The organism is Massilia phyllostachyos (assembly GCF_021044825.1).
In the GTDB taxonomy this organism is placed as follows: domain Bacteria; phylum Pseudomonadota; class Gammaproteobacteria; order Burkholderiales; family Burkholderiaceae_D; genus Telluria; species Telluria phyllostachyos.
Map to the genome: position 1 here is coordinate 1,489,349 of NZ_JAJNOC010000001.1, position 12,162 is coordinate 1,501,510.

The window sequence follows — 12,162 nt, forward strand, 5'->3', positions numbered from 1 at the left end:
ATCCCTGCTCACGTCCCCTAACACCGCCTGGCTCGTCCAGGCTCGGTGAGGACAGCCGCACGCCGTTTTTCGTCCTCCCGAGCCTTCCCCATCGCCGCACACCGCCGTCCCCGCGACGGCGCCCACGTCATCGCCCGCAGCAGGCGGGCAACCTTCAAGGAGTCAACATGAAACCATCCATCCTCGTATCGTGGCTCGATATGGACCGCCTCGACCGCATGCTCGATTCGCTGCCGGCCGCCCAGGCCGCGGCGCGCGACGCGCTGCTCGACGAACTCGGACGCGCATCGCTGGCCGAACCCTGGGAAATGCCGCCCGACGTCGTCACCATGAATTCGCGCGTGCGCTTTTCCTTCGACGGCGCGGACGAGGAAGTCGCGATGACCCTGAGCTATCCGAAGGATATGGGATCCAACCCTGACCAGCTGTCGATCCTGACCCCGGTCGGCACCGCGCTGCTCGGCCTGAAGACCGGCGATTCAATCAGCTGGCAGCGTCCGGACGGCGCCATGTTCGAGCTCACCGTGCGCGGGATCGAGTACCAGCCGGAGCGCGAAGGCGTATATCACCGCTAGCGCCCTGCAGCAGCAGCACCAGCAGCAGCACGATGGCGCAGGCGATCCAGGCCGACCACAGGGTATGGCTGAGGAAGTGGGCGCCGCGCAGCTGCTGCATCCAGCCGAGGAACAGGCCTGCGCTCAAGCCCGCGCCGCCTGCGCGCCAGGCACGCTGGGGACTGCCCGGCAGCCACAGCACCGCCAGCGCCATCAGCCACAATGCGCTCGACGCATGCCCTGCCGGGAAGCAGTGGCCGGGCAGGACGTTGGCCGGCAGCGCATCGAACAGGCGCACATACGGTTCCGCGCCGCCGTAGCGCGCCAAGTCCCAGGGACAGTGAGCGCTGCTTCTCTGCTTGATCAGGCTGATCGCCGACGGCACCAGCAGCGCCGACCAGGCCAGCACGCGCAGGCGCAGCCGCGCGAGCGGCGCGTCCAGCGGCGCCTGCGGCCACGCCGCATCGAACAGGGCGGCGCCGATCAGGGCCAGCGCGAAGAGGGTCAGCGCGCCCTTCGCGATCCGGTGGCTGAAGGTCAAGGTCAGCCACGATTCGCGCCAGGGAAAGGCGCCGCTGGCCGGGTCGTACATCCGGTCCGCCAGCCACAGGTCGGCGTTGGTCCAGCGGCCCAGGGCGAAGATGGCGATGGCGGCGACGGCAAGCCAGGCGGCCATGCCCCATGCGGTGCGGCGCTCAAGCATGGCGCACGCAGGCATGGAACAGGTCGAGCTTCGGGTTGCGCACCGCGGTGTCGACGTCGAGCATGCCGAGCACCGAGTGGAACACATTGTCGTGCGAGAGCGCCTGCTCTCGCCGCGCATCCAGGCAGGCGCGGTCGATGCCGAAGCGCTGCTGGAATCCATTCGACATCCACAGCATCATCGGCACGTGGGTTTGCTGTTCCGGCGCGAACATCCAGGGCGCGCCGTGCAGGTACATATTGCCTTCGCCGAGCGATTCGCCGTGGTCCGAGAAGTACAGCATCGCGGTGTCGGCCTCGGCCTCGCCCGCTGCCTCGCGCAGCATGTCGATGGTCTTGCCGAGGAAGTAGTCGGTGTACAGGATGGTGTTGTCGTAGGCGGCCACGATCGATTCGCGGCTGCAGCCTTCGAAGTCGCCGGTATTGCACACCGGGCCGAAGCGCCCGAAGCCCTCGGGGTAGCGCCTGGCATAGGACGGTCCGTGGCTGCCTTTCTGGTGCAGCACGACGACTAGGTCCGGGCCGGGCTGGCGGATCAGCTCCGGCAACCCGGCCAGCAATCCCTCGTCATAGCATTCGTCGCCGGCGCAGTGGGTGTTGCCGCTCGACGGCGCCGCCATGTCGACGAACTCGACGCGGTCGCACACGCCCTTGCAGCCGGAATTGTTGTCGCGCCAGATCACGCGAAAGCCCGCATGCGCCAGCACGTCGAGCAGGCCTTCCTGGCGCCGCGCCTTGCCGTCGTCGTAGTGCTCGCGCCCCAGCACCGAGAACACGCAGGGAACGGACACCGCGGTGGCGGTGCCGCAGGACTGCACGCGGGAGAAGTTGATCAGACCAGGCTCGCGCGCCAGCAGCGGGTTGGTCGGACGGGTATAGCCGTTGAGCGAAAAATTGGCGGCGCGCGCGGTCTCGCCGACCACGATCACGGTCACCGTGCGGCGCGCCTGCCCGGCCCAGTGGACGCCCTTGACCGCGTCGCGGCCGAGCGGGGTGATCGTCACCGGCGCGCTGAAGCGGTCGCGCAGGTAGCCGTTGAGCGCCTGGAACACGTTGGTCGGGGTCAGGAGGAAGCGCAGTTCGCGGTGCTCGCGCACCACGGGCGCCAGGGTCTTGAACAGCATGACCAGGATCAGCGCGGCCAGCGCCAGCGACCCGGCGCTGATCCCGATGCGCCGCAGCAGGCCGCGCACGCCGCCGGGGAAATCGATGCGCGCGCGCGCGACCAGCATCGACGGCAGTCCGCCGGTGAGGAAGACGAACAGCGCCAGGCGCCAGTTCAGCAACTCGGCGGCTTCGCGGGTATCGGTCTCGAACACGTTCTGGATCATCGAGCGGTCGATCACGATGCCGTATTCGTAGATGAACCAGACCACGGCGGAGGCGCTCAGGAGCATCAGGATCAGCACCGGCTTGACCACGAAACGGAAGCTGGCCAGGGTCAGCAGGCCGTGGAAGAGCAGGGCGACGATCGCGAAGCAGCCCAGCAGCAGCGGGAGGCGCGCCGCGCTCAGGCCGCCGACCGCGTGCGTGAGGGTGGTCCAGAAATTCAGGTTGGCGGCGCTGGCCAGGAGCAGGGCGACGGCCAGGACCAGGGTGTTGGCGCTGATGGGGCGTTGATGGGCGATTTGCATGGTGTTCCACTTCGGATGGTCAAGTGGAACGATAGCGACCGGGCTGTGAGTCGCTCGTCAGTAAGCCGTTAAGTCAGCGTGAACGTAGGGTGCACGGGTTTCCCGTGCGCGCGTTCAACCAGCTGGTGTTTATCCGCGCCGCATCCTTTCACAGGGGAGCTGAGCGCGCGCACGGCAGAGCCGTGCACCCTACGGGAAGCTGATCGTGAAGCGGCTGCCGCCGCCTTCGCGCGGTTCGTAGGCGAAGCCGGCCCCGAGGAAATCGCAGATGCGCCGCGTCAGCGCGAGGCCGAGGCCGGTGCCGCCCGATCCGCTCGACGGGCTGCCGCCGCGGCCCAGCGTGGCCACCACCGCCGGCGGCAGTCCCGGCCCGGTATCCTCGACCACCACCCCTCCCGGCAGCAAGGACACCCGCACCTCGCCGGCATCGGTGTACTGGCAGGCATTGCGCACCAGGTTGCCGATCGCCGCCGCGCACAGTTCGCGCGGAGCGCGCACCTCGAAGGCCGGACCCTCGACGAAGCGCAGCGCGACTGGCTTGCCGGCCACCAGCGGGCGGTATTTCTCGACCTCGTCCTCGGCCACGTGCTCGATCGCGACCGGCGGCTGCGCGCCCAGCTCGGGTGCGCGCGCCAGCAGCAGCAGCACGGTGACGCATTCGGCCGCTTCGTGGGCGGCGCGGTAGATGCGTTCGGCCGGGGCGCGGATGGCCGGCGTGGCATCCTGGATCAGGATCTCGGCGGCGCCCATGATCACGGTGAGCGGGCTGCGCAGCTCGTGGCTGACGTCGCCGGTGAAATAGCGCTCGCGGTCGAGCACCGCGCGCATCGCGCTGGTGTGCGCTTCGAGGGCGCGCGCCAGCACGCCCAGTTCGTCGGCGCGGCCGGTGAGTTCCGGCGGGGCGGTGTCCATGCCAACCGATTGCGCCAGTTCGCGCATCGGCGCAACCACGCGTTTGCCCAGGAAGCCGCCGAGCAGGGCGGCCAGCAGCACGAAGCCGAGGAACACCGCCGCGAACATCGAATACACCACGAACTCGATCTTGTCGTAGTCGCTTTCGTGGTCGACCAGCACCCAGCCGCCGCGTGCGTCGTGGCCGGCCAGCACGTGCAGGCGCACGCTGCCGACGTCGATCTTGTGCACGCCGTCGTCCAGGTTGCGCAGCGGCGCGGGAATCGCCTCGTTGCGGTGGAAACGCAGGCCGGCCGGCATGTCGACGTCCAGCCCCGCCGCCTGGCGCGGCGCGGCCCAGGCCACCGCCGCTTCCAGGCGCTTGTCGACCAGCTGCACCTCGATACCTTCAATCGCCAGCGCCGCGGTGAGGGCGAAGAAGGCCGAGGCGCCGGTCCCGAACAGCAGGAAGGCGACGACGATGCGGCGGCGCAGCGAGTCAGCGGGCCGCATGCGGCTTGGGCTCTGGGCTGACCAGCTTGTAGCCGACCCCGGCCACCGTCTGCAGCATCGGCGTGGCGAAGGGCTTGTCGATGGCCTGGCGCAGCGCGTGGATGTGGGTGCGCAGGGCGTCGCTGTCGGGGCGGTCCTCGCCCCACACGGCCTGCTCCAGCGTCTCGCGCGTGACGATGCGCGGCGCGGCCGCCAGCAAGGCGCGCAGCAGCGTATAGCCGGTGCGGGTGAGCGTGACCGGGACGCCGGCGCGCGAGGCTTCCTGGGTGTCGGGGTCGTAGCTGAGTTCCCCGAAGCGCATGGTGGCGTGCAGCGCGTGGGCCGAGGAGGAACGCCGCACCAGGGCTTTCAGGCGCACCTCGAGTTCGACCAGCGAGAAGGGCTTGACCAGGTAGTCGTCGGCGCCGCTGTCGAAGCCGGCCACCTTGTCGGTGAGGCTGTCGCGCGCGGTCAGCATCAGCACCGGGGTCGACTTGCCGAGTTCCTCGCGCAGCTTCTGGCACAGCTCCAGGCCGTTCAGGCCGGGCAGCATGACGTCGAGGACGATGACGTCGTAGTCGTGTTCGGAGGCCAGCGCCAGGCCGCCGTAGCCGTTGCGGGCGGAGTCGAGCTGGTGGCCCTTGGGCTCGAGGAAGCCGTAGAGGTTGGCGAGAATATCGGGATGGTCTTCGACGATAAGGATGCGCATGCGTCTATTGTAGTAGCTGTCCGCCGCCGTGGCCACGGCGGTATGCGGCGGCGCATCTGGCATGACGCAGGAGTTCGAAGAACTGCTCGCCGCTCAGCGGCGCGTCGTCGGGCAGGCGCAGCAGGGAGCACACCAGTGCCTGGTCCTGGCGGTCGAGCACGGCGAGCCGGTGGGCCCAGCGCGGATGGCCGGGCGTGCGCCCGAACAGCAGGCGCGGCAGCGCGATCAGCAGCAGGGTCGGCCCGCACAGCGGCACCAGCACGCTCCACCACGTTGCCCATGCCAGGGCCAGGGCCAACGCGAGCAGGAAGGTGACGGCCAGCGTGGCCGCGTACAGCCTGCGCCAGTGGCGTTCCAGCCAGTCGGGCGGATATTTTTGGGCGAGCCGGCGCGCGACCTCCTCCAGCACCAGGTAGTGCTGGTGCGGGATGGTTGGTGAATGGACGTGCTCGAAGGAAGTCACTGCATGCCTAATGATGCTCTGGATGCCGGAGCCTAGCGCGCACGCCGTTAAATCCGCGTTAACAAGCGTGCCCGGGTCCGGGCATGGGCTGGCTGTACAAGGCGGTGATGGTGCTGGTCCTGATTCTCAAGACACTGGTCGAGCGCCGGCAGGCGGCGCTGCCGGAAAACGTGGTGGTCACTTTCACCCTCCAAGAACAGAACAAGCCGGAGCCCGACCCCGCCTTCGCCACTGCGACAATCCCGGCGTCGGGCGTGGTTTCCAGCATGCTGCATGCGCTGTCCGTCCGCCTGGAGCGCGCCTGCGCCCGCAACAAGTACGGCCTGAGGGAGAGCGCCTGCAAGGAGCGCTAGGCCGCAGGCCGGGCGCCGCGCACTTGCGCGATCATCCGTTCCAGCTCGTCCACGCTGGCCGGCTTGGTGAGGTGGGCGTCGAAACCCGCCTCCTTCGAACGGCTGCGGTCGAGTTCTCCGCCCCAGCCGGTCAGTGCGACCAGCACGGTGCCGTCCATGCCGGGCGTGGCGCGGATGGTGCGCGCGACCTCGTAGCCGTTCAGGCCCGGCATGCCGATGTCCAGGATTGCCATGTCGGGTCGGTCCGCCGTGATGTGCTCGAGCGCCTCGCGGCCGTCGTGCACCGCGCTCACCGCATGGCCCGATATCTCGAGCAGGTCGGCCAGCAGATGCGCCGCGTCGACGTTGTCGTCGGCGATCAGGATGCGCAGTCCAGCGTCCCTGGCCTGTGCGGCCAGTGCGGCGGCGCCCGTATCGGCGCCGGGAGGCGGGCAGTCGGGCGCTTCCGGCAGTTCGACGGTGAAGGTGCTGCCCTTGCCCATGCCGGCGCTGCTCACGGCGACGCTGCCATCGTGCAGATCGACCAGGCTGCGCACCAGCGACAGGCCGATCCCCAGGCCGCCCTGGGCCCTTCCCATATTGCGCGAAACCTGGCTGAACATGTCGAACACGCGCGCCTGCTCTTCCGCGGGAATCCCGATCCCGGTGTCGCTCACCTCGATACGCATCGCGGCGCCGCTGCGCGCCGCCGCGACCGTAATCGCGCCGCCGTTCGGCGTGTACTTGACGGCGTTGGCCAGCAGGTTGGCCAGGATCTGGGCCAGGCGCGTGCGGTCGACCTCGACCATCAGGGCGTCCGGGGGCAGGTCCACCCGTACCGCGTGCCCGGCAGCCTCGATCGCCGGCAGCGCGGTCTCGACGGCGTTGGCGATGGCGGACTGCAGGTCGATGCATTCCTTCTTGAGGACGATCTTGCCATTGTTGATGCGCGAGACGTCCATCAGGTCGTCGATCAGGTGCACCATCTGGCGCAGCTGGCGGTCCATCATCTCCATCACCTTCGGTCCGCCGGGCGCCTCGCGGCCGGCCATGCGGATCAGGTCCAGGCCGGTGCGCATCGGCGCCAGCGGATTGCGCAGCTCGTGTGCCAGCGTGGCCAGGAACTCGGTCTTGCGGCGGTTGGTCTCGGACAGGTCGGCAGCCAACTGGCGCAGCTCCTCCTCGGCCTTGCGCCTGGCCGTCACGTCGGTGAACAGGATGGCGATACGGCGTTCGTCCGGATGGCCCATGGGCGTGGCATACACGTCCCACCAGTAGCCCATCGCCGCCGAATGCTCGGTAAAGCGGACCGGCTGGCGCGACAGCGCCACCTTGCCGTAGCGTTCGATCCAGCGCTCCTCGATGTCGGGCACCATCTCGCGGATGGTGCGGCCGGCGGCGTTGACCAGGCCGGACTGCAGTTCGAGCGCGCGGTTGACTTCCTCGAAGCGGTAGTCGACCGGCCGGCCCGCATCGTCGACCAGCACCTGGACGATGGCGAAGGCTTCGTCCATCGAGGTAATCAGGGTGCGGTAGCGTTCTTCCGCGGCGCGCAGTCCGGCCTCGGCTTCCACCTGCGGCGTGATGTCGAGCATGACGCCGGCCAGCGTCCCCGGGCGTCCCTGGGCGTCGAATTCGATGCGGCCGCGCGCATTGACCCAGCGCCAGCCCCCCTGGCCGTCGCGGATGCGGTAAGTGGCCCGGTAGGCCTCGCCGGTATCGGTGGCGTGCCGGATCTGCCGGGCGACTTCTTCGGCGTCGTCCGGATGGATGGCGTCGGTGTACATCGACAGCGGCAGCTCCGCGGCGTCGCCGTCCGCCACGCCGAACAGGGAAGCCAGGTTGCGGTCGCCGGTGACGCGGTCGCCCTGGATGTCCCAGATCCAGATGCCGACGTCGCCGGCGGAGAGCGTGGCTTCGAGGCGCACCCGCCCTTCCTCCGCAGCTTTTTCGAGCTGCTTGCGCAGCGTGACGTCGGCTGCGGTGCCGATGATCACGGGGCTGTCCGAGGCGCCCGCCCGCAGCATGCCGGTGATTTCCACCCAGCGCATGTCCGCGTCCGGCGCCGGACGGAAGCGGCCGGTGAACTGTAGGCGCTCGCCGTGCTGCAAGGTGGCGTCGACGGCATGCAGGAAGGCCGGCGCATCGTCCGCGTGCAGCAAGCCGTTCAGCAGTTCGGTTGCGTTGACGATGGGGCCGTCCACCGGGCGCTGGAAGATCTCGTACATGCGCGCGTTCTCCCAGGTTCCGGCATCGCGTCCGGCGTCCCAGGCCCAGATGCCGAGCTGCGCAGCCTCGGTCGCCAGGCGCAGCAGCTCCTGCGTCTTGGACAGTCCGGACTGGGCTTCCTCGGCAGCGATGCGCCGGCCCTGTTCGCGCACCGCGTCCTCGCGCGCAGTATGGGCGGCTTGCTGGGCGCTCAGGTCCTGCATCGACACCACCGCGCCCAGCACCTGGCCGGCGGCATCTTCCAGCGGGCGTCCCGATACCTGGACGTGCCGGCGCGTGCCGTCGGCCGACTCCACGACGATCCGCTCGGCGTCGACCCGTTCGCCTTGCAGGGCGCGATAGAGCGGAAGGTCCTCGCGCTCCAGCAGCGCCGCGCCGTCCGGGCGGTACAGCCGGTACTGTTCGGCCCAGTGCTCGGAAGATACCGGATGTTCCTGCATGCCGTGGATGGCGCGGGCGGCGTCGTTGAAGAAGGTCAGCTTGCCCTGCCGGTCGCAGGCGACGATGCCGTTCTCGATGCTTTCCAGGACGGCCGCGAGGAAAGAGCGCCGTTCCGAGCGCGCGCTGATCGCCTCGCCCGGTCTATCCTTCTTTCTGGTATAGGCTTCGCGCATGACCTTGCCGTATCCCAGCAGCGTCACGCCGTCGTCCGCCATGATCCGGTTGACGGTGCCGTCGCAAAACACGCTGGAGCCGTCCTTGCGCGCATGCCAGCGCACATCGGCGGCGTGACCCAGGGCCAGTGCCGTGTGCAGCTCGGCGCGCGGCACATCCGCGGCCCGGTCCTCGATCGTGAAGATGTCCTGTGCGGGCCGCCCGACGATTTCCTGCGCCGTCCAGCCGAGCAGCGCCTCGGCGCCGCGCGACCATTCCCGGATCACGCCGTCGGCATCGATCATGATCATGGCGAATTCGAGCGCGCTGTTGACGAGGAGCCGATGGCGTTGGTCGGAAGAAAGGTCAGGCATGGCGGGAACAGGTAAGAAATGCGTAATCGGACGCGGCAAGGCGCATCGGACTATAACCGTTTTGACAATACCGCGGTGTTCGCATGCGCGCGGCCGAACGCAGGCGGTTGGCAAACTGCCCACGGCTGCGCTATCGTTGGCGGCTTGCCGCTTCCATCCACTCCCGCGCATGAAAAGCGCTGTGCAACCCATTGAAAGAGACCATGAAACGATTCTTCGCCGCCGCCGTCCTGTTCTTCGGCATGCTCGGCCTGGCCCAGGCCGAAACCGATGCCGTCCTCACGAAGCAGGTCAACACCTTCGTCGACGAATGGCACCAGGATGCGGCGAACGCCCGCATGGCCTATTTCGACAAGATCGCCAAGGACGGCGTCTACATCGGCACCGACCGCAGCGAACTGTGGCGCCGCGACGAATTCAAGGCCTGGGCCAAGAAATACTTCGACGCCAAGAAAGCGTGGAGCTTCAAGGCCACGCGCCGCAACGTCTACGCCTCCGCCGACGGCTCGCTGATCTGGTTCGACGAGCTGCTCGACACCGCCAACATGGGCCACTGCATGGCCAGCGGCGTGATCCGCAAGACCGCCAAGGGCTTCGAGATCGTGCACTACCAGCTGTCGGTGGCGGTGCCGAACGAGGTGGTGGACGGGGTCACCCAGACCATCCAGGAGTTCGAGAAGAAGGCGTCGAAGAAGTAAGGTGACACAGTGAACGAGCCGTACATCGGCCGCTTCGCGCCATCGCCCACCGGCCCGCTGCACGCGGGCTCGCTGGTGGCGGCGCTGGCCAGCTACCTCGACGCCAGGGCCCACCACGGGACCTGGCTGGTGCGCATCGAGGACATCGACGAAGGACGCGCCGTGCCGGGCGCCGCCGAGGGCATCCTCGCCTTGCTCGAACAGCTCGGCATGCATGCGGACGGCGAGATCGTCTGGCAGAGCCGGAGAAAAGCGCTGTACCAGGCGGCGGCCGAGCGCATCGCCCTGCATACCTATCCCTGCGGCTGCAACCGCCGCGAGATCGCCGACTCGCGCCTGGGCTTCGCTCCCGACGGCGCGGCGATCTATCCGGGCACCTGCCGCCACGGCCTGGCCGAAGGGCGCAGCATGCGCAGCCTGCGCCTGCGGGTGCCCGATCCGGGCTTCGACGTGATCAGCTTCCAGGACCGCTTCGCGGGCGAGGTCACGCAGCGCCTGTCGGGCGAGTCGGGCGACTTCGTGCTCAAGCGCGCCGACGGGTTCTGGGCCTACCAGCTGGCGGTGGTGGTGGACGATGCGGAGCAGGGCGTGACCGACGTGGTGCGCGGGGCCGATTTGCTCGACTCGACGCCGCGGCAGATCTTCTTGCAGCGGGTTCTGGATGTGCCGACACCGCGTTATCTGCACGTGCCGGTGGTGCGCAATGAGTTGGGGGAGAAGCTGTCGAAGCAGACGGGGGCGCTGGCGGTGGCGCCGGGGGATGAGCAGGCTGCGGTTGCGGCGCTTTCGGATGCGACCCGCTTCCTCGGCCTGCAGCTCGCGCCTGTGGAGTCGCTGGATGCTTTCTGGCGCGCGGCCGTCCCCGCGTGGGCCAATCTGCTGCGCGAACGCGCGTAGAGGGTGTGAAAAGACGGCGATGGCAAGGCGCCGAGTCGAAGACAGTACACCCGTACGGCGAGACGAGGCAACGCAGCCATAGACGAATTTTTCACACACCCGTAGGGTGGACGGCTCGTGATTTGGTCCACTGGACCAAATCACTCCACTGGACCAAATCACTCCGCGCGTTCAACTCCCACGTGAACGGACGCGACACGTTTATTCACGCACGGTTTGAACGCGTGGGCGGAGGACCGCCCACCCTACGAAAAACTACCCCCGCGGGCGGCGCCGCGCAAGCAATGCCAGCCCCGCCAGGCCCGCCCCCAGCATCCCCCATGTGGCCGGTTCCGGAATCGGCGCGGCCACCAGGAAGCCGCGGATCTCGCCGCTCGGATACTGGCTGCTGTGGATGTTGAGGTAGGCCTCGTTGGCGGCGATCGCGTCGAACAGCGCCTCGCTTGCCGCTGCCGGGGTGCCGCCGAAGGAAGCCAGGAAGGCCGGGTCGTACACGGCGGCGTCGCTCAGGTCGAAGGTGGCGCTGTACGTGCCTGCCGTCACCTGCAGCGGGAAGTCCGGGAAGGGGATCGCCACCGGCGCCACACCGGTGAAGGCTTCGGTCGTGCAGCAATGGATGTGGGCCGAGACGGTGCCGGCGAGCAGGTCGCGGAAGGGCGCCTCGACGCGCATCAGCGAGCCGTCCACTTCGAAGGTGGCGACGCTGGAACCGGGCGAGCCGTTCGGCGGCGATTCCGCCGGGCCGCTGGCCACGGCGCGGTAGATGTCCTGGGCCATGCCTGGCGGTGCGGCTGCCAGGCTGGCCACGGCCAGCGCAATTGCGGTGATTGCTTTCTTCATGGCATACCTCCTGATCAGGAAAGTCTCCCGACACGCCACCGACCTGGCAGCGCTGCCGGAAAAATTAGCACATGAAGAACGGCGAGTTCACACCATACGGATGGGTACAAGCCTTTGAGAAATTACTGCGGATTGCGCATGATCGTGATCTCACCGTCGGCTTCGAGGAAGGCGCATTTCATCTCGGGTCGCGGGCAGTCGTGTTCACGCAACGCTTCCTCCAGGTCGGATTCGGACAGGCGGCAGCGGCGCACGACCTTGTCGAAGAAGACGCCGTCACGGCCGATCAGGACGGCGCTGCCTTCGAGGAGTTTCTCGATGCGTCCGTTGCGCGAGGTGAGCACAGCGATGGAGGAATTGATCGCGACCAGGGTCGCCGCCGAGATCAGGCCGCCGGCCAGGGAAGCATCGCCGCCGTTCAGCGAGTTGGAGACCGATTCCGACAGCAGCATCACCACCAGCAGGTCGAAGGGAGTGAACTGGCCGACCGTGCGGCGCCCGGAAATGCGCACCATGATGAGCAGCAGGAGGTACACGGCCAGGCCGCGCACGATAAATTCCCACCAGGGAAGATCCATGTCGAACATATTTTCTCCACCAGTTTGAACCGATGAGCCATTGTAGTCAGATCGGCCATCCACACGCGCCTGCCATGTGCATTCGGCGGGAATAGCGGTGGGATGGTTTCCATCGTTTGTCGACCCGCCTTTGCCGCTGGCTGTGTATTTACTCGGCGCGCTGCCCTCGTGTATT

General features: G+C 68.1%; 12 protein-coding genes. 4 read left to right on the top strand and 8 right to left on the bottom strand.

Features of this window, described 5'->3' with window-relative positions; all coding sequences use genetic code 11:
* Window positions 1–167: 167 nt before the first annotated feature.
* Window positions 168–575 (top strand): nucleoside diphosphate kinase regulator, encoded by a 408-nt coding sequence (gene rnk / locus LQ564_RS06500; protein ID WP_231057250.1) that lies wholly within the window; start codon window positions 168–170, stop codon window positions 573–575.
* Here the strand turns inward: rnk and LQ564_RS06505 are convergent.
* The 5 genes from LQ564_RS06505 to LQ564_RS06525 all read right to left on the bottom strand — a co-directional run bounded on the left by LQ564_RS06505 (window position 520) and on the right by LQ564_RS06525 (window position 5,445).
* Window positions 520–1,257 carry a phosphatase PAP2 family protein gene (locus LQ564_RS06505; protein ID WP_231057251.1) on the bottom strand — a complete coding sequence of 246 codons (738 nt, stop codon included), beginning with the start codon at window positions 1,255–1,257 and terminating at the stop codon, window positions 520–522. The two genes, rnk and LQ564_RS06505, sit on opposite strands and share 56 nt — an antisense overlap.
* Window positions 1,250–2,890, bottom strand: coding sequence for a phosphoethanolamine transferase (locus tag LQ564_RS06510; protein WP_231057252.1), 1,641 nt, complete (start codon window positions 2,888–2,890; stop codon window positions 1,250–1,252). Before LQ564_RS06510 ends, LQ564_RS06505 begins: the two co-directional genes overlap by 8 nt.
* Before the next feature lie 189 nt (window positions 2,891–3,079).
* On the bottom strand, window positions 3,080–4,294 hold the full coding sequence (locus tag LQ564_RS06515) for a sensor histidine kinase (protein WP_231057253.1): 1,215 nt from the start codon (window positions 4,292–4,294) through the stop codon (window positions 3,080–3,082).
* A complete protein-coding gene (locus LQ564_RS06520) occupies window positions 4,281–4,982 on the bottom strand; it encodes a response regulator transcription factor (protein WP_231057254.1) in 702 nt (233 codons plus the stop codon). Before LQ564_RS06520 ends, LQ564_RS06515 begins: the two co-directional genes overlap by 14 nt.
* Window positions 4,983–4,986: 4 nt before the next feature.
* Window positions 4,987–5,445 carry a hypothetical protein gene (locus tag LQ564_RS06525; protein ID WP_231057255.1) on the bottom strand — a complete coding sequence of 153 codons (459 nt, stop codon included), beginning with the start codon at window positions 5,443–5,445 and terminating at the stop codon, window positions 4,987–4,989.
* Window positions 5,446–5,528: 83 nt separating this feature from the next.
* Between LQ564_RS06525 and LQ564_RS06530 the strand changes: the two genes are divergently transcribed.
* Window positions 5,529–5,798: a hypothetical protein gene (locus tag LQ564_RS06530; protein ID WP_231057256.1), complete on the top strand. Its 270-nt coding sequence runs from the start codon at window positions 5,529–5,531 to the stop codon at window positions 5,796–5,798.
* On the opposite strand, the gene LQ564_RS06535 is transcribed toward LQ564_RS06530, so the two are convergent.
* A complete protein-coding gene (locus LQ564_RS06535) occupies window positions 5,795–9,166 on the bottom strand; it encodes a PAS domain S-box protein (protein ID WP_307729925.1) in 3,372 nt (1,123 codons plus the stop codon). The two genes, LQ564_RS06530 and LQ564_RS06535, sit on opposite strands and share 4 nt — an antisense overlap.
* A gap of 11 nt (window positions 9,167–9,177) precedes the next feature.
* Here LQ564_RS06535 and LQ564_RS06540 point away from each other — a divergent pair, with 11 nt between their 5' ends.
* Together LQ564_RS06540 and gluQRS are read left to right on the top strand one after the other, a co-directional pair.
* Window positions 9,178–9,672 (top strand): nuclear transport factor 2 family protein, encoded by a 495-nt coding sequence (locus tag LQ564_RS06540; RefSeq protein ID WP_231057258.1) that lies wholly within the window; start codon window positions 9,178–9,180, stop codon window positions 9,670–9,672.
* A gap of 9 nt (window positions 9,673–9,681) precedes the next feature.
* Window positions 9,682–10,569: a tRNA glutamyl-Q(34) synthetase GluQRS gene (gene gluQRS / locus LQ564_RS06545; RefSeq protein WP_231057259.1), complete on the top strand. Its 888-nt coding sequence runs from the start codon at window positions 9,682–9,684 to the stop codon at window positions 10,567–10,569.
* Window positions 10,570–10,824: 255 nt separating this feature from the next.
* Here the strand turns inward: gluQRS and LQ564_RS06550 are convergent, their stop codons facing one another.
* The gene (locus tag LQ564_RS06550) at window positions 10,825–11,409 is read right to left on the bottom strand and encodes a CHRD domain-containing protein (RefSeq protein WP_231057260.1); all 585 of its coding nucleotides are present in this window, start codon (window positions 11,407–11,409) and stop codon (window positions 10,825–10,827) included.
* 122 nt (window positions 11,410–11,531) lie between these two features.
* Window positions 11,532–11,996: a DUF421 domain-containing protein gene (locus LQ564_RS06555; RefSeq protein WP_231057261.1), complete on the bottom strand. Its 465-nt coding sequence runs from the start codon at window positions 11,994–11,996 to the stop codon at window positions 11,532–11,534.
* Window positions 11,997–12,162 lie beyond the last annotated feature (166 nt).

Excerpts from the sequence above, each read along its gene's own strand:
- rnk (WP_231057250.1), top strand. The coding sequence starts at position 168 with ATGAAACCATCCATCCTCGTATCGTGGCTCGATATGGACCGCCTCGAC.
- LQ564_RS06505 (WP_231057251.1), bottom strand. The coding sequence starts at position 1,257 with ATGCTTGAGCGCCGCACCGCATGGGGCATGGCCGCCTGGCTTGCCGTC.
- LQ564_RS06510 (WP_231057252.1), bottom strand. The coding sequence starts at position 2,890 with ATGCAAATCGCCCATCAACGCCCCATCAGCGCCAACACCCTGGTCCTG.
- LQ564_RS06515 (WP_231057253.1), bottom strand. The coding sequence starts at position 4,294 with ATGCGGCCCGCTGACTCGCTGCGCCGCCGCATCGTCGTCGCCTTCCTG.
- LQ564_RS06520 (WP_231057254.1), bottom strand. The coding sequence starts at position 4,982 with ATGCGCATCCTTATCGTCGAAGACCATCCCGATATTCTCGCCAACCTC.
- LQ564_RS06530 (WP_231057256.1), top strand. The coding sequence starts at position 5,529 with ATGGGCTGGCTGTACAAGGCGGTGATGGTGCTGGTCCTGATTCTCAAG.
- LQ564_RS06535 (WP_307729925.1), bottom strand. The coding sequence starts at position 9,166 with ATGGGTTGCACAGCGCTTTTCATGCGCGGGAGTGGATGGAAGCGGCAA.
- LQ564_RS06540 (WP_231057258.1), top strand. The coding sequence starts at position 9,178 with ATGAAACGATTCTTCGCCGCCGCCGTCCTGTTCTTCGGCATGCTCGGC.
- LQ564_RS06550 (WP_231057260.1), bottom strand. The coding sequence starts at position 11,409 with ATGAAGAAAGCAATCACCGCAATTGCGCTGGCCGTGGCCAGCCTGGCA.
- LQ564_RS06555 (WP_231057261.1), bottom strand. The coding sequence starts at position 11,996 with ATGTTCGACATGGATCTTCCCTGGTGGGAATTTATCGTGCGCGGCCTG.